The following is a 19,084-nucleotide window of genomic DNA, read 5'->3' as shown; positions in this document are numbered from 1 at the left end:
TGAGGGGAAGATGGTCGGGATGACTGGATTCGAACCAGCGACCTCTGCGTCCCGAACGCAGCGCTCTACCAAGCTGAGCCACATCCCGACAAGCGGCTTATGATACCTCCCTTACGTCACCCGCTCCAGCACCTCCAACAGCCGCTCGACCTCTTTCACGGAGTTGTAGTGGGCCATGCTCACTCTCACCACGCCCTCGACAAGATCGAGGCCGAGCGCCTGGCACAGGCGGTGGGAGTACATGTGGCCGTGGCGGATGCCGATGCCCTGCCGGTTGACGGCCTTCGCGATTTCGGACGACGGTTGGGTGTCGTGCACGAAGCTCACGGTCGCCACGCGATCCGGCCCGGCGTGGTTCGGGCCGACGATGCGGACGCCGCGACGGGCCTGCAGCCACTCGACCAGCCGCGCGGTCGGCGGTCCTTCCAAACCCGCCATCACGGCGTAGGCCTGTCGGACCGCCCCGTGATCGACGGCGGCCGCCGCGTCCCTCCCGATCAGGAAATTGAGATACGGGCGAAGCCCCAAGAGTCCCGCGCAGCCTTCGTGGTTCACCCCTCCCAGCTCGAACTTGGCAACCCCTGAGTCGCGCGGCACGAAGAAGTGGTTGGGCCCGTCGATCTCCCCCAGAACTTCGTGGGTTCCGAACAAGGTGGCCATGTGCGGGCCGAACACCTTGTAGTTCGAAAAGCCGTACCAATCCACCCCGAGGTCCCGCACGTCGACCGCCCGATGCGGCGCGTACGCCACGCCGTCCACGACCAAGCGGGCGCCGACCGCATGGGCTCGCTCCACGATCGGGGCCAGATCGAGGATCCCGCCCAGGAGGTTCGACACGTGGCACAGCGCCACGATCTTCGTCTTGGGCGTCAGAACGCGGTCCAAACCCTCCAGGGTGGACTCGCCTGTGGTCGCATCGGGCCCCCAGAGCCGCGGAACGAGCCCGCGCCGCTCGAGGCGCACCCACGGACCCACGTTCGACTCGTGGCCGTTGGCCGCGACGACGACCTCGTCGCCAGGTGCGAGCACATCGGCGTAGGCTTGGGCGAGCATCTGCATGAGGGCGCTGGTCGACGGGCCGAGCATGGCGTGCCCGATCCCCGTGCCACCCACGAACTCGGTCATGAACCGGTGCGCCTCGTCCACAGTTTCGGTCGCCCGATCGGAGGCGGGGTACGCGGCGCCCAACTGCACGAAGGACGTCCGGAAGTAGGCGTCCATGGCCGCGATCACGGAGTCCGGAAGCTGCGACCCGCCCGCGTTCTCGAGGAACGCGAACGGCGTTTGGAGGCCGGGAAACCGGGCGCGGACCTGGTCGATCGACACGGGGGTGCTGGGCGGAGCGTTCACCCTTCCATCGTATCCAATCGGCGCGAGATCAGAACCAGGTGACGTTCACGGCGACGGGCGCGCTGGGGTGCCCATCGATCGTCGCGGTGACCTGGCTGCTGCCAACCACGACGCCCTTCGCGTAGCCGTTCAAGAAGGCGATGTTGGAGTTGTTCGCGTGCCACAGCACCGAGCCGGGACTCACCGCAATGAGCGTTCCCGTGTCGCCGCGCGCCGAGTACAGCAACTGCTTCGTTTCGCCCACGACGAGGGATTGCCCCGCGCCGACCGAGACGCTGGCGATGGTCCCCTGCGTGGCGAGGGTCCCCTGCAGAGCCCCGCCCGAGTCCACGGTCAGGAGACCCGAGGCGAGCCCGACCACCGCGCCGCCGCCGTCCCGGTCCGCATAGAAGATCGCCGAGACCGGAAACACGCCGGACTTGCAGACGAGGCCGGTGAAGACCGTCTGCGTGTGCGCGGCCGGATTGGCGTCCCGATTCGCGGTCGCCACGGCGTCGCCCGCGGGCAACCCGGCGGCGGCGACTCGAACCACGACCGACTGGGCCGAGCCGGGTCCGGCGAAGGTCCGGCTCCGCTCCCCCCAGTCGACGGAGAAACTCAGCGTCGTGAGTGACGAGGGCAACGCTGCCGAATCGCCTCGCCCGCCGCAGGAGGCCAAGCACACGGCCACGGCCACGGCGGCCGCGACCTTTGCCATCCCAATCCAAGATCTTTGATTCACCACGACTCCCATCGGCTCGGTTTCAGCCCGGCACCAAGCGCGCAGACCACCCCGTTAGTCGGGACGAGTCGAAACCGCGAAAGGGCGCGCGAACGCCCTGCGGCGGCGTCCGCGCCCATGGCCACCGTTGGCCCTAGGGAGGACCGGGCACGACTTGGAGGGATTGGAGGAACTGGATCACGGCGGCCTGGTCCCGATTTGGGAGGGCGAAGAAGCGCTCTCGAACGGCCCGCGCTTCTCCCGCGTGATGCTGGATGGCCTCGCCGACCGTCGTGCAATCGCCGCGATGCCCGAAGGGGCTCGAACTGCCGCAATCCCACAGCTTGCGCGTCAGGAAGACGTCCAGCGGCACCCCCCCTTGGACGACGCGCTCGTTGGCGAAGAACGGGTCTTCGGCGTCGGCGATCTTGTGGCGCTTGAGGTCGGTGAAAGCGTGCACGGCCGCCTTGCCATTCGGCAGCCTTTCGAGGAGGCTTCGTTCCTGGCGGAAGGTCAGATCGAACTCGAAGGCTCGAGGAACGTCGCCGGGGCGAAGGTTGCCGGGCGGGTTGTAAGGATTGGGCTCGTGAAACACGGGTCGGTCGAGGACGAGCGTGGGCCGATGGCAATCGCCGCATCCGACCTGCGAGAACGCCTGTTCCCCTCGGCGGATCGTTCGCACCGCGGCGGGGTCGTGGGGAAGGACCTGCCGCGGGACGGAAAGGGCGGCCTGGTAGATCGTGGCGGCGGTGATGTCCCCGACGGACAGTTCGTTCGGCACGCCGTCCTCGTCGAAGTCCGCCTCCCCCGTTTGGGCGGTCCCGAATCGCTCCACCGCCTCCATTCCGTGGTGGTGGTTGTACGCGTTGACGGTGAAGACCCTCAGGGAGTTGACGACGCCTTTCTGGTGGAACGGCTTGATGATGAGATCTGGGTCGACGCCCTCGACGCCCGACGTGTCGAACGAGCCGTCCGCGTGCGCTCGGATCTCGCCGAAATCCACCCCCTTTGCGATCAGTCCTCGAACGACGTCGTGCCCTTGGGCGGCCGCCTCACGGGCCGCCGAGGCACGCAGGGCGTGCAACTCCTGTGTCATCTCAACCGCGAGGGTCTCGATCGCGCCGGAACCGTGCATCCCGAGGGTGTTGCGCTCGTTGCTGAAAAGGGGGTCGATCGTCTCGAGCACGGGGTCCGCCAATTGGCCCAACACGAACACGTTGGCAACAAAGTCCCCTCCCCCGCCGGACTCGGGCAGGTTATGGCAGCCGAAGCACGAGTTCGAGTCAGGACCCGAGACCCGGTTCATCAACGGGGCCGAGCCGAGGGTGCGCTTCGTCGGCACGCCATTGCCGGTCGCCGCAGGTCGGCCGAACCCGTCCAGACGGTTGAAGCGCGCCTCGAAGAGGAACTTCCCCTTCGCGAACAGTTGGGCGAGCGACAGTCTTCCCCGGTCGATGTCCGACTGGTTCACATGCTCGCGCAGAACCGGCTGATCCCCTGGCACCTGTCCGATTCCCTCCGGGACAAGTCCGAAGAGAACGAAGCCAAACGGGGCGCACGCAAAAACAAAGGCCAAGACGCGTCGGTTTCGCATGGATCGGGTCACTCCTTTTGTCATGCAGGGGGGACCATTTGTCCGCCACCTCCATCGGACATCGTAACACGAATTCGGGGCGATGGCGCAAAAAGAGTGCGGCTGGCAGCAAAGGAGGCCTAGTTCCCAGCCAGAACATCGGTCCGGGCGGGACCCAAGCCGGCGTCACCTCTCGCCGTCGTTCTCGGGCATCGGAAGCGCGGACGGGGGTTCGGGCAGCAGCAGAGGCGCCTTCCCGGCGATCATGCGGAGCCTGTCGAGCGCCCGGTCGCGCTCGTGGACGTGGACCGTGATGGATCGGACGACATCCTTGAGCGCACGGTCGAGGGACCGCTCGTTGCTTTCGAACACGTTGCCGTCGACCGACACGACCACCGTGTACGTTCCGTCCCGATTCTTGCTGGCCGAGCCGAAATCGCCAAGGTCGATCAGTTCTTCGAGTGTCATATCCGTCTCCCCAACGCGCCCGTACTCTGTGGCGGCATGACGCTGGTTGCCGCCTCGAGGACAAGCCGTTCCACCCCAAGGTTGCGCGGATTCGACATGCGATGGCAATCCTTGCGATCACTTCCGCAATTTTCAACCCACCCGCACCGGGCGGGAAAAGCGCACAACCTCTGCCCGCAGGGAGTCGTGGGGCATAATCGTCGCCTGCAATGCGGAGGTTTGCTCACTGTGGAAGTTCCTTATGAATCGATAGCTGCAGTCGGGAGTCGGATTGGCAAGGTGGCGTCCTGGCAACTCATGGAAGCGTTCCAAACGATACTGGCCGCTTCGCCGGACGATCGGTTGCTGCAGGGAGAGGGATATCTCAGGCTGACAACCGGCGAACCCCATCCTGGCATCGACAACCGAAGGCGAGGAATTCAATGAGATGGGCCTTTGCTTCACGACTTCAGAGGGCCGTCCGCTGGATCCCAAGACCGTAAACACCAACCTCAAGGCGTTTGTGGCCAAGGCGAAGATCGCCAAGAAGATCAGCTTCCACAAGTTGCGCTACACGGTCGGCCCCCACCTTGTCGCGCGCGGGGTTCCGCTTAACGTGGTCAAGGAGATCCTGGGACACTCTCTGATTGCGAACACGGCGAATCTCTATGCCCATGCAGTACCTGCTGCGCACCGGGCCGCGTTCGACGTACTGGAGCAGGCCTATCAAACCAAGGGCCAATAGGGGACTTACATAGATGGCACGCAGGCGAAATCGCGGGAGTGGCGCCCAGGACCCAGAATGGAAGGAGATTGAGAACTGTCTGCGCCCACTGCAGCAGCCCCGTTCAAATGGCAGGCCCTTCCGTCATATAATCAACTCATGCTAGCAATGTTTCTGGCTTCCGCCCTCGTTGGCCCGGTCTACTTGGAGCCGGGCATCTGGACTGATGGCAACATGGTCGCGGTTGCAACGAGGGGAAAGAAGGCGAAATCAACATTCGAATCCGACCCTGCCGCGAGCAAGCCATCTCCAACTGATCGGCAAGCGATGTTCTATGCCCGTGGCGATCGTGTTGGGGTGATGAGCTACGATCGCACGGCACCTGCAGGTACCGAGTTTTGGACGTGGTGCGAAAACAGCGACGTTTTCCCAAGAAACTGGTGGCCAAGCTCCGCTAACGATGGTTCCTACAAGTCGGTCTTTGGGCAAACCTCTGCCCTCCATCGAATGCCGTTTCCCCCCGCGAACGCTGGCGCCGCAGGCTGGGCCACCTTCGACTCGAAGGGCACTTACCTCGAGATGGCTATGCATCCAGGAACAGCCTCGCGCACTGTCTACAGCGCTGCGCGATTCCGCAGAGTCGGCGGCCTTGAACTCGTGGCGATCGGCGGCATCTACAAGGACGCGGACACCCAGATTGAGATCGGCTCGGGAACGGGCTCGATGACGTTCAGCGGCATGAAGGCCATCCTGAATCCGAAGTTCATCCCCGGTGAACCGGTGATCGAGGCCGAGCTCGTCGACGCCGGATCCGGCAGCATCGTCGGCCACGGGCACATCTGGTATGCCCCGACGCCGAAGTTCGCCGACTCGCTCTATGGTGCGTCGGAGCGGGTCGCTTCCGATCGCGTCTATGCCGTCTTCACGTCGACGACCACGCTTTGGCGCAATGGCCTCCGCAGGTGGTTGACCCGGGAATAAGCCCATGCCACCCAAGGTTGAGTTGCCTGACATCGGGGAACCGGGAGTAATCGCAAACAAATGCACGTAATGAGCAGGCGGCGCCCACCTCGGGTCTCCAACTTGGCACGCTGGGGGATTGCGATCGTGCTCATGCTCTTGTCGCTGTGGGCCGCGCTTTCATACGTCAGGGAATCCCAAGGTGAGGAAGAACTGAGGGCCAGGAACGAATATCCGATCGAATTCCCTATCCGGGTTCTCGGTGGCCAGTACACGCCTGGCGAGGCTCTTGAGGCAAAGGACCAGATCATCGAGTCCATTGTTGAGGCGACTCTTAATCCCGATACGAGCCGCGCCCACGTCGACCGGATCCTGGCCGTCTCGCCGACCGCGTACAGGATGGAAGGGACTGTCTCGGCAATCAACGCTTTTGGAACACGGGTGAAGGCTGGCTTTGCAATTGAAGTCGCCAAGAGCACTCGGGCGGAGTCGGCTGGCAGTGGTAGCGGACGCCATCTCGAGGGGATTGTTGAGTGGGAGCCATATGCAGCGGATCTTGAGGATCTCGGGCAGGCCTCACCTTGGAAAGGGTCGGGCATGCAAAGCAGGCCGAAGCCGAGCGCTAAGAGCGCGCCTCTCGAATCCGCGAGCACGGACGCCAAGTCCCTTTATGAGGTAGACGCCGACGGCTATCGCTGGTATCGAAATCGCCCACCGCATTGAGGGTTCGACGGACTTCAAACGATCGAGTTCCCCTGCTTGTTTGTATTGACAGTCAATGCAATCCGTGATATCATAACCACGGGCCTGAAATTGCCCCCGCGCCGTTGGAGCGGCCGGGAGCGTGGCCACAAACTAACCAGGAGTCTGTGACATGAAGAGTATGACCCTCGCGGAAGCCTTCAGCTTCCTTCCCCCGTACGACGTCCTTGGCGGCGCCCGCCTGTTGCGGGACCGCCGCACGATCAGCGCAGCGGAGTACGCTGAGATCATGTGGCACCTCGCGTTCCGCCTTGCCGAGGCCGCAGTCGATTGGCTCGACCCGGAGGGGCTTCGGATCCACGTTGAGAAACGGTACCTGCTGCTCCACAAGTGGAACGAGGAGACGAAGGAATGGGCAGACGACAAGTCTGAGGCCCGATTCGTCGAGTTGCTCCATCAACACGAGGCCGCATTCGAAGGCACGATCGAGGCCCTGTTCCGCGCCTGGGGCGAACCCGTGCCTGCAATCGACCTCCGCGACGCCGGACGACGCCCAATCGAGCTGCGCGGGCACACGATCCCATGGCCTGACGGCCGCGCGATTGACGACTGGCGCGGCGACGCGACGTTCCATCCGGACGAGTGCGCGGCGGTCAAGGCGAGCGCATAGCGTCGGCCGATCGAATAATGACCTTGTGCCCGCTATCCGCGCGGGCCCCTTCAAGGAGTGTCCGCGATGGCCAAACGACCCGATTCGTCCCCACCCGCACAACCGAAGAGGCGCCGCCCCATGTGTTCCTTCACGATCGACGCCGAACTGCTCGAGCGGATCCGAAGGGCCGCCTATTGGACGCCCGGCGCCACAGTGAGCGGGGTTCTCGAGAGTGCAGCCAAGGACTACGTCGCCAAACTCGAGAAGGAGCGAGGGGAACCGTTCCCGCCTCGCGGGTAAAGTCCGTGCAGGTGCTCCACCCCAACGCAGCGTCATTCAAATCTGCGGGGTGCCAGATCACGATTGGCTTCTGACTGCGTTAGCGAGACTATTCTGGTGCCGCGGCTTTGCCTGATGGCCTCTGGGGTGGCGCAGGTGGCGTTTCGATTCGAAGATTCGAAGTGTCACTTGCCACCAGGATCCTTAGAATATGAGGGGGCAACGGGTTGCCAGACACATGGGTCTACGAGAAGCGGAAACGCAAGCGGGAACCGCACAGTGCCGACGAAGTCCGTCGGTTAGAGGTCCCCAATCGCGACTACACAGTCGTCAATCTGTCGCCGGCCCTGCGTCGAACCACATCCGGGTTCGGGCAGGCGGACAGCAGCGGCCTCATGCGCTCGCAATCGGAAGGCGGCCTCGCGACGAAGGTAAGCCAGTCATCGATCCCGCGCGCTATCTGGCCGTGGGACCAGTTGATCGGCCGGCTGCCAGGAATCGGCATTTCGCTTAGCGGGAACTCCTCGATCACGGACGGTGTCGAGACCGTCTCCATCGAGTTTCGAGAACTTTGCTCGTCCTACCGGGACCCAAGCAAACCACGACGAAGGCTTATCTCGATCCACGGAGACGACAGCCCGCCGCGCGAGTCGGCTCCAACCGGCGTATTGCAGTTTCGCTGTGAGGAAGTCTATGGCGGCGGCGCCACCCATCAATGGCAAGAAACGAAAGGCACCCGCATGGAGGATCGGCTTGACGACGTGGCAACCGGGGTGCTCGTGTTGCTCCAAACGAAACACGAGCGGGAGTTGGAACGCATCCGGATCGAGCATGAGCGCGCAGAGCAAGCGCGATCCTGCGAGGCGCGACGACGGGCCGTAGAATACGAACGGGCTCGGGTTCGGAAGCTGATACGACTCTCGAAAGCCCTTGAGCGGTCCGTGGCGATCAGGCCGCTGGTTTCCGCACTCAAGTCCCGAGAGCGGAGCGAGACCGACGACTTCTCGAAGTGGGCGACCATGGTAGCCGACCGCCTTGACCCAGTCGACAACATCAGGCAATCGCTCTCAGAAGGGACAGACCCGGTCAAACCTGACGCCGAAGACTTTGGCTACCGATAGTCCAAACGGACACCTTGAACCTGACGGAATGCGTAGACGTGGGTCGGGGGATGCTGTCACTCTCGGAATGTGATTCCATGTCGTCCGAGAAAGAGGGCTGAGCGCTGCTCTTGACGCCGACCAGACAAGAGGAATAACATCCGACAATGGTCAGCACAAACCCTTATGTCTTCGAACAGTTCGGTGAGCGCACGATTCGAATCGATCCGAGAACAGGCGAAACTTGGATTCTGGTGCTTTGGGATGATGGTCGAGCATATTGGATGCCGATAAAGGATAGAGACTAGATAAGCGAAGCGACTTAGGTGTTCTACTAGCCGAGGTTCTTGAGCTTTTCTACCTTGCAAACCACGCGTGCTTGCTGAGAGACAGCCAGGGCAGTGGTGACGATGTCAGCCAAAGTGTCAGCATCTTCAATGCTCCCAGGGCAGGGCCAATCGCAGTGCAAGGGTCGATAGTCGGGCACATCATCGGGATCATCGCTCAAACAGGGGACTGACATCGAAGCCCTTATGAACAGGCTCCGGTGCATCTGCAATACGCCAGGCACCTTCTCGTAAATGCTCGGATACGCCATTCGATAGGTCAAGATGTCGGCGTCATCCCAGTCTTGCGGTTTCATATGAAATGACAGGTAACTTTCCTTGTCGTCGAAAAAGAGGTGCCCAAAAACTGTCCATACCTCGCCTTCATTTGAACTCGCGCATTGGCGCCGGCTCATGAACCGCCGTAGTGACTCATCGGCTTCAACCGCTAGAATTCCCGTGTTGTTGTCAGCTGCAGACATGCTCCATCCTGATCAATTCGTGCGGTATATCTTCCTCGTATGCCGTGAAAATAGCCAACGATCTCGATCCCGCCCACCTCAGTAACTACCGCAACAACGATTGGAATCCTTTCCTCGTCCATCTGCTCAGTCAGGCGCAGACAGATACTAATAAGGCCTTCCTCTGCACGGTCAAGAGCCGCAACCGAAGGCAATGCCAATCCATCCTCTTTGGCCTCCAACAAGGATTCGAGAAGTGTAGCCCATCCCTTCTTGAAGAGTGCCGATGGCAACAAGAACTCGGCAGGTGAAACTGATAACGGCGCCCACGTATTTGCCGTGATTCGTTCACTCTCGAATGACCACGATCCCTGACTGGGGGTCGTGGATACGAACCTTTCACTAATGCTCAAGCTTCCAAACCCTCCTCGCTTCGTCCGTGATAATCGCGTCGAAAAACCCAATCAAAGCATCATGAGTCCTGCCAATGGACTCCATTGGATTGTCGGATGCTGCCATGCTAAATCTCGTATCCAGAACAGCACCTTCGGGAACTTGTGTCAGGCTCAACTTCGCCCGCCCGCCCATGATTTCCCAACTGCCCCGCGATTCACTGGACACGTTCCCATCGGGCAAGCGTGGGAAGAGCTCCTTCGAAACGAGGTCGATCGGGTCCCCATGCGAATCTGGAATCAGGTTGACGTAGAAGCCTACGGCCTTGGAAATCGAGCGGGGTTCAATCAAATCCAGAGCTTCCGCCAGGTATGCCTGTAAGGTCTCAAAACGCACATATGCCATTTCGGGCTTAAGCCTTTGCCATGCTACGATCAATCGGTTGTGCCTCAAAGCCAGTCCGATGCCCAGGGACAAGTCATCTAATCCAACTCCTATCTCACGGCCGATCGAGAATGTGAAACTACCGCCGCCCGAGAAGTCTGATATATGCGGTAGCCGCTTGCTGAAGATGTTCCTAATTCGAGCAATTTCATCAAACCCCGGCGGGCTCGGGGCAAACGCCAAACCGTATTCGGCCCGCATCAATGGCAGATCACCGAAATTCAATGTTTTTCCCAAATTGTCATCCTCGGAGCACACTATTGGGGGTGAATGGTGGCTGTCACCTTCTGATGACGCCGCGCCCCATCCAGAAAGTCTCTCCCGACAACGATTATGCAGACTTTCGACCCAACTCACGCAAAGAACCGCGTTCCGACCGGCGCCCTGCGGACTTGCTCCGCCCTCTCCTCATACGTCTTCGCCTGCGCCGCGAGGTCCTCGGCGGCGCGGATGCACCTGGGATCGGTGGGGGAGTAGCGGAGGATCGAGGCTGCTAGGTCACGATTCGCGGACGCCAGCGCCCGGTAATCGGCCGCCAGCTGCGCCTTCGCAGTCATTGTTCCACGCGGCATGACCGAAGTGTAAATCGGATACGAGAAGAAAGTAAGTGATGGACGCCCTTCTTTGGGCGAGGCGCTCACAACTCTGTAGTTCTGTCTGACTCGAGACCATGCGAGGATCTTCCGCCGGGGTGATTCCTGGATGGTTGTCGATCTACAAAGCGCGAACGGCACTCGGGTCAACGGTATTGCGATCGAGGCGCCCCATGAGTTCCGGGACGGGGACCTCCTCGAGTTTGGGCGGATGCAGGCATCGTTCCAGTCGATCGGGGCAGCACAGGCAACCGCCGACCCAAGGACGCCAGCGCCGCTTGCCACCGATGGGGCCACGTCCAGAACAAAGAGGTTTCCACCGGGTGGCGCAGCAGACGCAGATCCATCCTGGCCCCTCGGCGCGGCAGCATCTGGATGGCCCACTCGGTCGGCATTAGGTCCTTCCGTCAGCTAGAATGCGGGGCATGGAACCAACACCAATCAGGGCGTTGCTCTTCTGTGACGGAAGCGAACCCCGTCGCGCTACCCTCTACGCAGTGCCGCGTGTGGGAGACACCATCGCATGCCAGGCGAGCGAGCGATCCTGGGTCGTCCGAAAGGTGGTGTTCCATGCGGAAACGTACGGACCCCGAATCGGTTGGCCCGAGCCGGACAAGCTCATGGAGCTTGAGCAGCACGTAACCATCACGGCGGATCCGGCGCCCTAGCCCCTGCCGATGAGCCCCGCGCGGGCCGCGTTCATCTGCCCGTCGCGGAACGCCGCCTGCATGGCCTCGTGGATGGCGCGGGCGATGTTCTGAACGCCTCCGCTCACGCCACCGCCTCCGCCGTTGATGTGGTTGAGTTCGATCGGCGTGACGCCCATGCGCCCGAGTTCGCCGCCGCCGAGGGCGATGCGCTGGAGATCGACCGCTTGCTTGGTGTTCACTTCCATGCGCTCGAGGTGCGCGTTCGCTTTGCGTTGGGGCGATGCGATGCCGGAGATGACCTCGATCGCTTTGGCGAGGATGCCCTCGATGCCGCCGCCGGAGACTCCGGGCGCGGAGCCGCCAGGCGCCCCCATGATCTCCTGAAACTCCTTCACCTTGGCCTCGTACTCGCGGCCAAGATCCGAGTTCCCGATCCTCGGCGCCTGGCCGACCAAAGACTCGCCCAGCTTGAAGATCGCCACTGCAGCGAGCGCGCGATGGCCTTCGCGACGCCGGCCAGGCCCCCAAGGATCCCCTGCGTGATCGATGCAGCGAGCCTCGCCGCCCGGATGGCGGTAACGACGCCCTTGATGGCGGTGGTCAGTCGTATGACGCCCGTAATCACGGTGCCGCCGAGGAACAGCCCGCCGAGCAGGGCGCTCTGCAGAAGCATTCCTCAGGATCAAGTCCCCACCGATCCCAGGCGCATCCGCACCGCGCGGAAGAGCTCACCGCAGAAGTGGTGCGGCGGATCGAAGCGGCTAGATCCCTGACGGCGGACGCCAGGCCCTGGTAGTCGGCGACGATCTGCGATTTGCGAACCTCGCGTGGAAGTGTCATGCCCTGATTCCACAGGACGTCAGTCCTAGCCGGGTATACCGGGTCTTGATGATCACTCACGCTGGTTGAGCGTGGCTTCTTGGGTTGGCGGCCTGGGGAGCGATCGGTGCCTTCGGCACCTCGCAATACATCTGCTCCGGACTGATCGAGACGCATCAGCAGTGCGCTGACGGTTGGCCAAGCCCGAGCATAGGAACCCAAGGTGCCTGCTCCCACCACGGCGGCGTAGTGACCAAGACCATCGACCGGAGATCGGATAGCCAGCGCTTGCTCACTGATGGGCTCAACGTCGGCGCGGCACTCCTCGCCGCAGGCTTCTTGTGCCTGGCTTTCACGACGGAAGCAAACGCAGTGGCGATTGAGGGAGACGATGCGATGGTGCCGTTAGCTCTTGGGCACGACCGCAAGCGGGTCCGAGTGAAGAAGACCAAGTTGGGAAGCTACCGAACCGTGAACGCGGTGGCACTCGCGAGATGTCCAGCAGGTCGCAGGAAGTCCATCTATGTGATGAGAGTGGAGTTCAAACCCAAAGGCAAGCTGTTCGTGCCGGACCTTACGATGTGGGTCCATACTGGCCGGGGGCAAGCCGGTGGCTACTATGCTCAGGCCTACGACTGGAGCGGCCAACCTCTGGAGTAGGACGAGCAGGACGGCTCGCGTTGCATGACCCAGGGCAGGGGGCATGGTGTCGACCTTGGGGGACCCGATCGACCTTCGCACGGGCGTCCTGCTCCGGGTGACTCGGCGCGGGATCCGCCTACGATCGTTCGTTGACGTACACGTTCGAACTTCCTCCTGAAACGTCGGCCCGCGGGCCGAACCGGTCGGGCCGATGGCTTACTCAATCAACCGCTTCGAACTCACGACCGATCTCGTCGCCGTAGATCGTCCTTGTCCGACCATCGGAGGACTTGCACTCGTACGAATAACCGCAATGGCGCAATTCACCATGGACGGGCCTTTGCAACGTGAACTCACCGGTGCGGGCGTCCACACCCGCGTAGCCGCCGCGATGGGATACCGACCACACGTCGCCGGTTGTTTTGTCTCGAAACTTCGCGCCGACCGGATGTTCTTCGATGCCGGCTTCCTTCCGCATCTGATCAAGATCAATCATCTTCTGCCTCCGATTCGACGAGCCCTCTGCTGTCACCCTGCTGTCAAATCCAGAGAGAGACCTCACTCGTAGCCCTTCGTTTGAACCTGAAATCTGGAGCCCTCGACGAGAATCGAACCCGTGACCTCTTCTTTACCAAAGAAGTGCTCTACCTCTGAGCTACGAGGGCGTGTGGAGCTGGTGGGGAGTGTAGGATTCGAACCTACGAAGGCATTCGCCGACAGATTTACAGTCTGTTCCCATTGGCCACTCGGGCAACTCCCCAATCGCAACGCTAGTTTATACCTCGGCGGACCGCTCCGTTCCCATCACGGTGGATGCCTTCCCCCGGTTCACGCCCGTCCAGCGGGCGTGAACCGGGGATAAACCAACCACCAACCACAAACCACAAACCACAAACCACCCGTCCCGGGTATCATCGCCGAACATTTCTTGATTGTCCGAGACCAGTCCCGATGAAACGAACCTACCAACCCAACAACCGGAAGCGCAGCAAGACCCACGGCTTCCGCGTCCGCATGCGCACCACCGACGGCCAGAACGTGATCAAGCGGCGCCGTCTCAAGGGTCGGGCGCGACTGACGCATTAGAGAAGGCCTCACCAAAAGCAGATTCGACGTCGTGTTCCGTGAAGGCAAGCGCGTCGGGGGAGCCAATTGCCGCCTGATGGCCCTCCCCGGCGAAGGAAGATGCGGGATCGCAACGTCCAAAAAAATCGGCTCGAAGCCGCTTCGCAACCGTGCCAAACGACGGTTTCGCGAGAGCCTTCGGCGCAACGACCCACACGTGAACGGCAACCTCGACTACGTGTTGATCGTAACTCCGCAAGGCGCGGGGGCCGCGTTCGAAGCGATCGTCGGCGAGCTGCGAACGATGTTGGAAGCCATGGACCGGAGATGGGCAGGCGAATAGGAGTGTTGTTGATCCGAGCATATCAAAAGAGCACGCGATGGATGCCGCCGACCTGTCGGTACACCCCGAGCTGCTCGAACTACGCACTGGAATCCATCGAGCGCTACGGCCTCCTCAAAGGCGCGTGGCTCGGACTCAAACGCATCTGCCGCTGCCACCCGTTCCGGCCCGGAGGCCACGACCCCGTCCCCTAGTCTTCAAATCGAAACCATGAGCCAACCGCAACCGCCCAAGGGCAACTTCCTCACCACATTGCTGATGATGATGGTGCTGTTTCTGGGCTACAACCTGTTCTTCAACAACCAGAACAAGGCGCCCGATCCCCGCACCCCGCAGCAGATCCTCGGCGAGATGCGCACCCTGGACAAGCAGATCAAGGACCAGAGCATCGTCTCGCTCGCCGGCGTGCTTCACCGCAAAGTCGACGCGGACGTCGAGGCCAAGAAACTCACCAAGGAGCAGGGGAACAAACTCGTCGCCGAGGGCACCGTCCTCGTCGCGCACACGCAGTTCAAAGCCGCGATGCAGCGCAAGGACTTCAACCGCATGAACCAGGCGTTCATGACGTTCCAGAGCCAGCAGCACCAGCTTGAGGAGAACGGGCTGTGGACCACCTCGTTCCAAGTCCCGCCGCACAAGGATTTCCCGCGCACCGAAGTCTCCCCCAAAGCCCTGCTCGACGACATCAACGTCAACATGACCCACCTCGGGCGCACGACCCTCGTGTGGGGGCTCGTGCCGGGGTTCCAACTCATCGACTTCCTGGTGAACCTCACCGGCGCCCAGCCCGGCTTCAGCTACGCGTTCGCCGCGTTGCTGCTCGCCTTGGTCGTCCGCGCGATCATCTGGCCCATGGCGCAGAAGCAGTACATGTGGTCGCGCCAGATGTCCCAGCTCCAGCCGCTCACGGCCGAGCTGAAGAAGAAGTACACGAACCCGCAGGAGCTCAACGTCAAGGTGATGGAGCTGTACAAGGAGTACGGCATCAACCCCATGGCCGGCTGCCTCCCCGCGCTGCTGCAGATGCCCCTCTTCCTGCTCGTGTACCAGTGCATGCTGCACTACCGCTACGAATTCCAGAAGGGCACGTTCCTCTGGATCCAGCCCGACTCGGGCCTCGGCTCGTTCTTCGCCCACAATTTGGGCGAGAAGGACAACCTGCTGATCATCGTGTACGGCATCTCGATGCTCTCCACCACGCTGCTCACGCCGGTCTCGGACCCCTCCAACGTGAAGCAGCAGCGGATGATCGGCGTGGCGATGTCCGTGATGTTCACCGTGTTCATGTTCACGGGGGTCTTCCCCGTACCGGCGGCATTCGTGCTTTACTGGATAGGCACGAACGTGCTCGCCACCGCGCAAAGCCTGCGCGCCTACCGTCTTCCGCTTCCCGCACTGGTCAAGGTCAACGCTCCGGGAGGGGGCGTCTACCCGACCCAGGCGACGAACGGATCAATGAATGGGTCCACCGGGAAAACCGGCACGCCCCGCATGCACAAACCCAAGAAGAAAAAGAAGTGATGGCCAACAACACCGTCGAAACCACCGCCGCCTCGCTCGCCGAGGCCCGCAAGATCGCCGCCGAACAACTGGGCGTCGCCGAGGACACGCTGCAAGTGACCGTCCTCGACGAGTCCAAAGGCCTGTTTGGGCGCGGCCAAGTACGCATCCGCGCCGAAGCCGCCGCCGTGAAGGAGGCCGCCACCGCCGTGGTGGACGCCGAGCCGCCCGCGGAAGCCGAGAAGCCCAAAGCGCGCCGCACGCGCACCAAGAAGGTGGAAGAGCCCGTCGAAGAGGCCGCCGCCGAGCCCGAACCCGCGGCCGAAAAGCCCGCGCGCAAGGCGCGCCGCGCGCCGAGGCCAAGAGCGAGGCCGACAAGCCCGCGGACGAGCAGGACCGCGCCGAAGCCGTGGCCACCGCCAAAGACGGCAAGGCCATGCTCGCCCTGGTCGAAGAGATGCTCGCCTCGGCGGACCTCGAGATCACGGCCAAGGTCGCCGGACTCCAGGGCCGCTACGTGAACATCGAACTGGACGGCCGCGACGTCGGCCACCTCATCGGCAAGCACGGCGAAGTGCTCAACGCCTCGCAGTATCTCGCCAACATCATCGCCTCGCGCAAGTTCGACAACGGCGTCCGCATCGTGCTCGACGGCGCCAACTACCGGACCAAGCGCGAAGAGGCGCTGACCGGACTCGCCACCAAGATCGCCGAACAGGTGCTCGCACGCGGCGAGGAAGCGGTCCTCGACGCGTTGCCCGCCTTCGAGCGGCGCATCGTGCACAAGGCCCTCTCCGAAATCGAAGGCATCACCACCTACAGCGAAGGTGAGGAGCCCAATCGCCGTGTGGTGATCGCCCCGGCCGAGTAAGGTGCCGGGAATCGGGAATCGGGAATCACTCAACCACCGACGCCATGTCCGCACTGAAGCCGCGCGCCCTGCAACCGGGGGATACGATTCGAATCGTGTCCCCCGCCTCGCCCCTCGCCGCGGAGAAACTCGCGAACGCCACGCGCCTCCTCGAAGACGCCGGGTACCGCGTCGACCTCGCTCCCCACACCCTGGACCGGGACGACTACCTCGCGGGAAGCGACGAGGACCGCGCGCGAGACCTCCAGGACGCGTTCGACGACCCCCAGGTCCATGGGGTCTACTGTTCGCGCGGTGGGTACGGTTGCGCGCGCATCCTTCCCCTGCTCGATCTCGACCGCATCGCCCGGTCCGGCAAACTCTTCGCGGGCTTCAGCGACATCACGACGCTCCACCTCGCCCTGAACCGGCGCGGGATGCCGACGCTGCACGCACCGATGGCCCTCACCCTGAGCACAGTGCGCGAACCCTGGGTGCACGCATCGTTCCTCGCGGGCTGGCGCGGCGAGAACACGGTTCACCCCGATGCGCCCCGTTCGTCCTCCGTCGTGGGCGGCGTCGGCGAGGGCATCGTGGTCGGCGGGTGCCTTTGCCTGCTCACCGACAGCTTGGGAACCCCGGAGGCGCTCGATGCCGAAGGAAAGATCGTGGTGATCGAGGACGTCGATGAGAACCCGCACCGCGTCGATGCGATGCTGACCCACCTGCGGGCCAGCGGCACGCTGGACCGGTGCGCGGGGATCGTGGTGGGGGAGATGACCCGCACCGACGATCGCCGCGACGAGGGAATCGGCGGCAAGCCGTGGCGCGAGATCGTGCGCGACCGGTTGGCGCCGCTGGGCATTCCGCTGGTGATCGACTTTCCCTTCGGCCACGTGCCGCAGATGATGACGCTGCCGCTCGGCGTCCGGGCCCGGCTCGACGCCGATGCCGGCACCTTGGAGTACCTGGAGTCGCCATGCGCCTGAAGACACTGCTGCTCGTGGCGCTGGCCGCCGCGGCGGCGCACGCGCAGGTGTGGGAGAAACCGCTCGCCCCCGGGCTCGTGTACCGCATGGAAGTCGACGCCTCGCTCCCGCGCATCGTGCACGCGCTGCGCTTCAGCATCGCCACGCCGGCCGTGAAAGCCTCGAGCGAGGTGGGCGAACTGCAGGTCTACTCCGAGTCGGAGTTCAAGGGACGCGAAACCATCGGCGATCTCGTGCGCCGTTCGGGCGCGCTGGCGGGGATCAACGCGGACTTCTTCCCCCCTTCGGGCGACCCGCTGGGCCTGATGGTTCGCAACGGCGAGCTGCTGAGCCTTCCACACCCCGAACGCACCGTGTTCGCTTGGGGTCCCACGGGCGCCACGTTTGGACGCGCGACCAGTTCGATGGAGTTGGATCCGGACAACGGCCCGCCCATCCCCATCGATGGGTTCAACCAGGAGTGCGGGCTCAACGACATCTGCCTGTTCAGCGAGTCTGCGGGCTTTGCCGTCACGAAGGACCCGTCGGTCGAACTCGTGCTCGATCTCAAGCGCGGCACGCTGACCCCCTCGGGGGAGGCGACCGGGACGGTTCGGTCGAAGCATGCGGGCGGCACGGCGGCGGTGTCGCCGGGCACGATGGTGCTCGCGGCGACGGGACCGAAGATGGCGCTGCTCCAGACCCTGGAGCCCGGCGCACGCGTGACGCTCAAGTGGCGGGTCGAGGGGTTCGACTGGACCAAGTACCCGAACGCCGTCGGCGGCGGTCCGGTGCTGATCCGCGACGGGAAGACGACGATCGAGAACGAGGTGGAGGGGTTCACGAAGGCGTTCACCAACAACCGGCACCCCCGATCGGCGGTGGGGCGCACGCCGGAAGGCGATCTGTGGTTCGTGGCGATCGACGGCCGGCAGTCGATGAGCGTCGGTGCGACGCTGCCGGAGCTGGCGTCGATCCTCAAGGGCCTCGGATGCGTGGACGCGGTGAACCTCGACGGCGGAGGGAGCTCGACGATGCACGTGCTGGGCGTCACGCTCAACCGACCGAGCGACGGCCGGGAGCGGGCGGTCGCCAACGGCGTTCTCTTCTTCGGCCAACCCCCGCTGGCCGACACGCGTCAACTCCGTTTGGCCGCCCCGGTGGGGCTTGCGCCGCAAGAGACGGCGGTGCTCAAAGTGTTCGGCGCCGACGGGGAGCCGATCCCGAACGTGGACGTGCTCTGGGGCGCCCAGGGCGCGGGCTGGATCGACCAAGGCGGCCTCCTGCGCGCCACCGCGGAGGGGACCGTGGAGGTCACCGTCGCCGCCCGAGGTCAGTTGCTGACGGCGAAGATCCCGGTCAAGGCCAAGTAACTAACCCCTGGGAGTGCGCGAGCTTGCTCGTCGCCCCCGCTTGGGAGTGCGCGAGCTTGCTCGTCGCCTTGGCCTATGCCGGACTTGTCCGGCATCCAGACTCGCAGCAAGCCGCTCGGATTGAGGGCGACGAGCAAGCTCGCGCACTCCCAAGCGGGGGCGACGCGCAA

The 19,084-nt window shown here is 63.2% G+C and carries 25 protein-coding genes and 3 tRNA genes; 15 read left to right on the top strand and 13 right to left on the bottom strand.

Annotated features, from left to right (window positions below; all coding sequences use genetic code 11):
• Positions 1 to 11 precede the first annotated feature (11 nt).
• The 5 genes from M9921_13135 to M9921_13115 form a co-directional block, all read right to left on the bottom strand.
• A tRNA-Pro gene (locus tag M9921_13135) sits at positions 12 to 88 on the bottom strand.
• Positions 89 to 111: 23 nt separating this feature from the next.
• Complete coding sequence (locus M9921_13130) at positions 112 to 1,350, bottom strand: aminotransferase class V-fold PLP-dependent enzyme (GenBank protein ID MCO5297791.1); 1,239 nt, start codon at positions 1,348 to 1,350, stop codon at positions 112 to 114.
• Positions 1,351 to 1,378: 28 nt separating this feature from the next.
• Positions 1,379 to 2,047, bottom strand: coding sequence for a hypothetical protein (locus M9921_13125; GenBank protein ID MCO5297790.1), 669 nt, complete (start codon positions 2,045 to 2,047; stop codon positions 1,379 to 1,381).
• Positions 2,048 to 2,204: 157 nt separating this feature from the next.
• Positions 2,205 to 3,644, bottom strand: a complete 1,440-nt coding sequence (locus tag M9921_13120) for a hypothetical protein (GenBank protein ID MCO5297789.1) — start codon at positions 3,642 to 3,644, stop codon at positions 2,205 to 2,207.
• A gap of 165 nt (positions 3,645 to 3,809) precedes the next feature.
• Positions 3,810 to 4,091 carry a hypothetical protein gene (locus M9921_13115; GenBank protein MCO5297788.1) on the bottom strand — a complete coding sequence of 94 codons (282 nt, stop codon included), beginning with the start codon at positions 4,089 to 4,091 and terminating at the stop codon, positions 3,810 to 3,812.
• A 427-nt stretch (positions 4,092 to 4,518) separates the two neighbouring features.
• Here M9921_13115 and M9921_13110 point away from each other — a divergent pair, with 427 nt between their 5' ends.
• The 6 genes from M9921_13110 (at position 4,519) to M9921_13085 (ending at position 8,508) form a co-directional block, all read left to right on the top strand.
• Positions 4,519 to 4,815 carry a site-specific integrase gene (locus M9921_13110; GenBank protein ID MCO5297787.1) on the top strand — a complete coding sequence of 99 codons (297 nt, stop codon included), beginning with the start codon at positions 4,519 to 4,521 and terminating at the stop codon, positions 4,813 to 4,815.
• Positions 4,816 to 4,953: 138 nt separating this feature from the next.
• Entirely contained in the window at positions 4,954 to 5,775 is an 822-nt protein-coding gene (locus M9921_13105) for a hypothetical protein (protein ID MCO5297786.1), read from the top strand.
• A gap of 126 nt (positions 5,776 to 5,901) precedes the next feature.
• Positions 5,902 to 6,477 carry a hypothetical protein gene (locus M9921_13100; GenBank protein MCO5297785.1) on the top strand — a complete coding sequence of 192 codons (576 nt, stop codon included), beginning with the start codon at positions 5,902 to 5,904 and terminating at the stop codon, positions 6,475 to 6,477.
• Between the two features lie 151 nt (positions 6,478 to 6,628).
• Positions 6,629 to 7,126, top strand: coding sequence for a hypothetical protein (locus M9921_13095; GenBank protein ID MCO5297784.1), 498 nt, complete (start codon positions 6,629 to 6,631; stop codon positions 7,124 to 7,126).
• 120 nt (positions 7,127 to 7,246) lie between these two features.
• The gene (locus M9921_13090; GenBank protein ID MCO5297783.1) at positions 7,247 to 7,408 is read left to right on the top strand and encodes a hypothetical protein; all 162 of its coding nucleotides are present in this window, start codon (positions 7,247 to 7,249) and stop codon (positions 7,406 to 7,408) included.
• Positions 7,409 to 7,614: 206 nt separating this feature from the next.
• Positions 7,615 to 8,508, top strand: a complete 894-nt coding sequence (locus tag M9921_13085) for a hypothetical protein (GenBank protein MCO5297782.1) — start codon at positions 7,615 to 7,617, stop codon at positions 8,506 to 8,508.
• Between the two features lie 313 nt (positions 8,509 to 8,821).
• Here the strand turns inward: M9921_13085 and M9921_13080 are convergent, their stop codons facing one another.
• The 4 genes from M9921_13080 to M9921_13065 all read right to left on the bottom strand — a co-directional run bounded on the left by M9921_13080 (position 8,822) and on the right by M9921_13065 (position 10,683).
• A complete protein-coding gene (locus tag M9921_13080; GenBank protein ID MCO5297781.1) occupies positions 8,822 to 9,295 on the bottom strand; it encodes a hypothetical protein in 474 nt (157 codons plus the stop codon).
• On the bottom strand, positions 9,262 to 9,519 hold the full coding sequence (locus tag M9921_13075; protein MCO5297780.1) for a hypothetical protein: 258 nt from the start codon (positions 9,517 to 9,519) through the stop codon (positions 9,262 to 9,264). The genes M9921_13080 and M9921_13075 overlap by 34 nt, the downstream gene beginning before the upstream one ends.
• Positions 9,520 to 9,676: 157 nt before the next feature.
• Positions 9,677 to 10,348, bottom strand: a complete 672-nt coding sequence (locus tag M9921_13070; GenBank protein MCO5297779.1) for a hypothetical protein — start codon at positions 10,346 to 10,348, stop codon at positions 9,677 to 9,679.
• Between the two features lie 116 nt (positions 10,349 to 10,464).
• The gene (locus M9921_13065; GenBank protein MCO5297778.1) at positions 10,465 to 10,683 is read right to left on the bottom strand and encodes a hypothetical protein; all 219 of its coding nucleotides are present in this window, start codon (positions 10,681 to 10,683) and stop codon (positions 10,465 to 10,467) included.
• Between the two features lie 518 nt (positions 10,684 to 11,201).
• On the opposite strand from M9921_13065, the gene M9921_13060 reads away from it, so the two are divergent.
• A complete protein-coding gene (locus M9921_13060; GenBank protein MCO5297777.1) occupies positions 11,202 to 11,372 on the top strand; it encodes a hypothetical protein in 171 nt (56 codons plus the stop codon).
• Here the strand turns inward: M9921_13060 and M9921_13055 are convergent.
• A complete protein-coding gene (locus M9921_13055; GenBank protein ID MCO5297776.1) occupies positions 11,369 to 11,836 on the bottom strand; it encodes a hypothetical protein in 468 nt (155 codons plus the stop codon). The two genes, M9921_13060 and M9921_13055, sit on opposite strands and share 4 nt — an antisense overlap.
• 586 nt (positions 11,837 to 12,422) lie before the next feature.
• Here M9921_13055 and M9921_13050 point away from each other — a divergent pair.
• Complete coding sequence (locus M9921_13050) at positions 12,423 to 12,833, top strand: hypothetical protein (GenBank protein ID MCO5297775.1); 411 nt, start codon at positions 12,423 to 12,425, stop codon at positions 12,831 to 12,833.
• 202 nt (positions 12,834 to 13,035) lie between these two features.
• Here the strand turns inward: M9921_13050 and M9921_13045 are convergent, their stop codons facing one another.
• From M9921_13045 to M9921_13035, 3 genes are all read right to left on the bottom strand, one after another.
• Positions 13,036 to 13,311, bottom strand: a complete 276-nt coding sequence (locus tag M9921_13045; protein ID MCO5297774.1) for a hypothetical protein — start codon at positions 13,309 to 13,311, stop codon at positions 13,036 to 13,038.
• Positions 13,312 to 13,405: 94 nt separating this feature from the next.
• A tRNA-Thr gene (locus tag M9921_13040) sits at positions 13,406 to 13,480 on the bottom strand.
• A gap of 9 nt (positions 13,481 to 13,489) precedes the next feature.
• Positions 13,490 to 13,575: transfer RNA gene (locus M9921_13035), tRNA-Tyr, on the bottom strand.
• Between the two features lie 191 nt (positions 13,576 to 13,766).
• Between M9921_13035 and rpmH the strand changes: the two genes are divergently transcribed.
• The 7 genes from rpmH (at position 13,767) to M9921_13000 (ending at position 18,914) form a co-directional block, all read left to right on the top strand.
• Positions 13,767 to 13,901: a 50S ribosomal protein L34 gene (gene rpmH, locus M9921_13030; GenBank protein MCO5297773.1), complete on the top strand. Its 135-nt coding sequence runs from the start codon at positions 13,767 to 13,769 to the stop codon at positions 13,899 to 13,901.
• Between the two features lie 31 nt (positions 13,902 to 13,932).
• Positions 13,933 to 14,223, top strand: a complete 291-nt coding sequence (gene rnpA, locus M9921_13025; protein ID MCO5297772.1) for a ribonuclease P protein component — start codon at positions 13,933 to 13,935, stop codon at positions 14,221 to 14,223.
• A 41-nt stretch (positions 14,224 to 14,264) separates the two neighbouring features.
• Entirely contained in the window at positions 14,265 to 14,417 is a 153-nt protein-coding gene (gene yidD / locus M9921_13020) for a membrane protein insertion efficiency factor YidD (GenBank protein MCO5297771.1), read from the top strand.
• A 16-nt stretch (positions 14,418 to 14,433) separates the two neighbouring features.
• A complete protein-coding gene (locus M9921_13015) occupies positions 14,434 to 15,744 on the top strand; it encodes a YidC/Oxa1 family membrane protein insertase (protein MCO5297770.1) in 1,311 nt (436 codons plus the stop codon).
• 388 nt (positions 15,745 to 16,132) lie between these two features.
• The gene (locus M9921_13010) at positions 16,133 to 16,594 is read left to right on the top strand and encodes a KH domain-containing protein (protein MCO5297769.1); all 462 of its coding nucleotides are present in this window, start codon (positions 16,133 to 16,135) and stop codon (positions 16,592 to 16,594) included.
• Positions 16,595 to 16,638: 44 nt separating this feature from the next.
• Complete coding sequence (locus M9921_13005) at positions 16,639 to 17,562, top strand: LD-carboxypeptidase (GenBank protein ID MCO5297768.1); 924 nt, start codon at positions 16,639 to 16,641, stop codon at positions 17,560 to 17,562.
• Positions 17,553 to 18,914, top strand: coding sequence for a phosphodiester glycosidase family protein (locus tag M9921_13000; protein MCO5297767.1), 1,362 nt, complete (start codon positions 17,553 to 17,555; stop codon positions 18,912 to 18,914). Before M9921_13005 ends, M9921_13000 begins: the two co-directional genes overlap by 10 nt.
• Positions 18,915 to 19,084: the final 170 nt, after the last annotated feature.

Source organism: Fimbriimonadaceae bacterium (assembly GCA_023957775.1).
In the GTDB taxonomy this organism is placed as follows: domain Bacteria; phylum Armatimonadota; class Fimbriimonadia; order Fimbriimonadales; family Fimbriimonadaceae; genus JAMLGR01.
Note: the sequence above shows the minus strand (reverse complement) of the source record. Positions and strands in the feature narration are given on the sequence as shown.

Bases quoted from the DNA above. Each gene is read 5' to 3' on its own strand.
- rpmH (MCO5297773.1), top strand. From the start codon at position 13,767: ATGAAACGAACCTACCAACCCAACAACCGGAAGCGCAGCAAGACCCAC.
- M9921_13000 (MCO5297767.1), top strand. From the start codon at position 17,553: ATGCGCCTGAAGACACTGCTGCTCGTGGCGCTGGCCGCCGCGGCGGCG.
- M9921_13105 (MCO5297786.1), top strand. From the start codon at position 4,954: ATGCTAGCAATGTTTCTGGCTTCCGCCCTCGTTGGCCCGGTCTACTTG.
- M9921_13115 (MCO5297788.1), bottom strand. From the start codon at position 4,091: ATGACACTCGAAGAACTGATCGACCTTGGCGATTTCGGCTCGGCCAGC.
- M9921_13120 (MCO5297789.1), bottom strand. From the start codon at position 3,644: ATGCGAAACCGACGCGTCTTGGCCTTTGTTTTTGCGTGCGCCCCGTTT.
- M9921_13015 (MCO5297770.1), top strand. From the start codon at position 14,434: ATGAGCCAACCGCAACCGCCCAAGGGCAACTTCCTCACCACATTGCTG.
- M9921_13045 (MCO5297774.1), bottom strand. From the start codon at position 13,311: ATGATTGATCTTGATCAGATGCGGAAGGAAGCCGGCATCGAAGAACAT.
- M9921_13080 (MCO5297781.1), bottom strand. From the start codon at position 9,295: ATGTCTGCAGCTGACAACAACACGGGAATTCTAGCGGTTGAAGCCGAT.
- M9921_13125 (MCO5297790.1), bottom strand. From the start codon at position 2,047: ATGGCAAAGGTCGCGGCCGCCGTGGCCGTGGCCGTGTGCTTGGCCTCC.
- M9921_13090 (MCO5297783.1), top strand. From the start codon at position 7,247: ATGTGTTCCTTCACGATCGACGCCGAACTGCTCGAGCGGATCCGAAGG.
- yidD (MCO5297771.1), top strand. From the start codon at position 14,265: ATGCCGCCGACCTGTCGGTACACCCCGAGCTGCTCGAACTACGCACTG.
- M9921_13110 (MCO5297787.1), top strand. From the start codon at position 4,519: ATGGGCCTTTGCTTCACGACTTCAGAGGGCCGTCCGCTGGATCCCAAG.
- M9921_13095 (MCO5297784.1), top strand. From the start codon at position 6,629: ATGAAGAGTATGACCCTCGCGGAAGCCTTCAGCTTCCTTCCCCCGTAC.
- M9921_13065 (MCO5297778.1), bottom strand. From the start codon at position 10,683: ATGCCGCGTGGAACAATGACTGCGAAGGCGCAGCTGGCGGCCGATTAC.
- M9921_13005 (MCO5297768.1), top strand. From the start codon at position 16,639: ATGTCCGCACTGAAGCCGCGCGCCCTGCAACCGGGGGATACGATTCGA.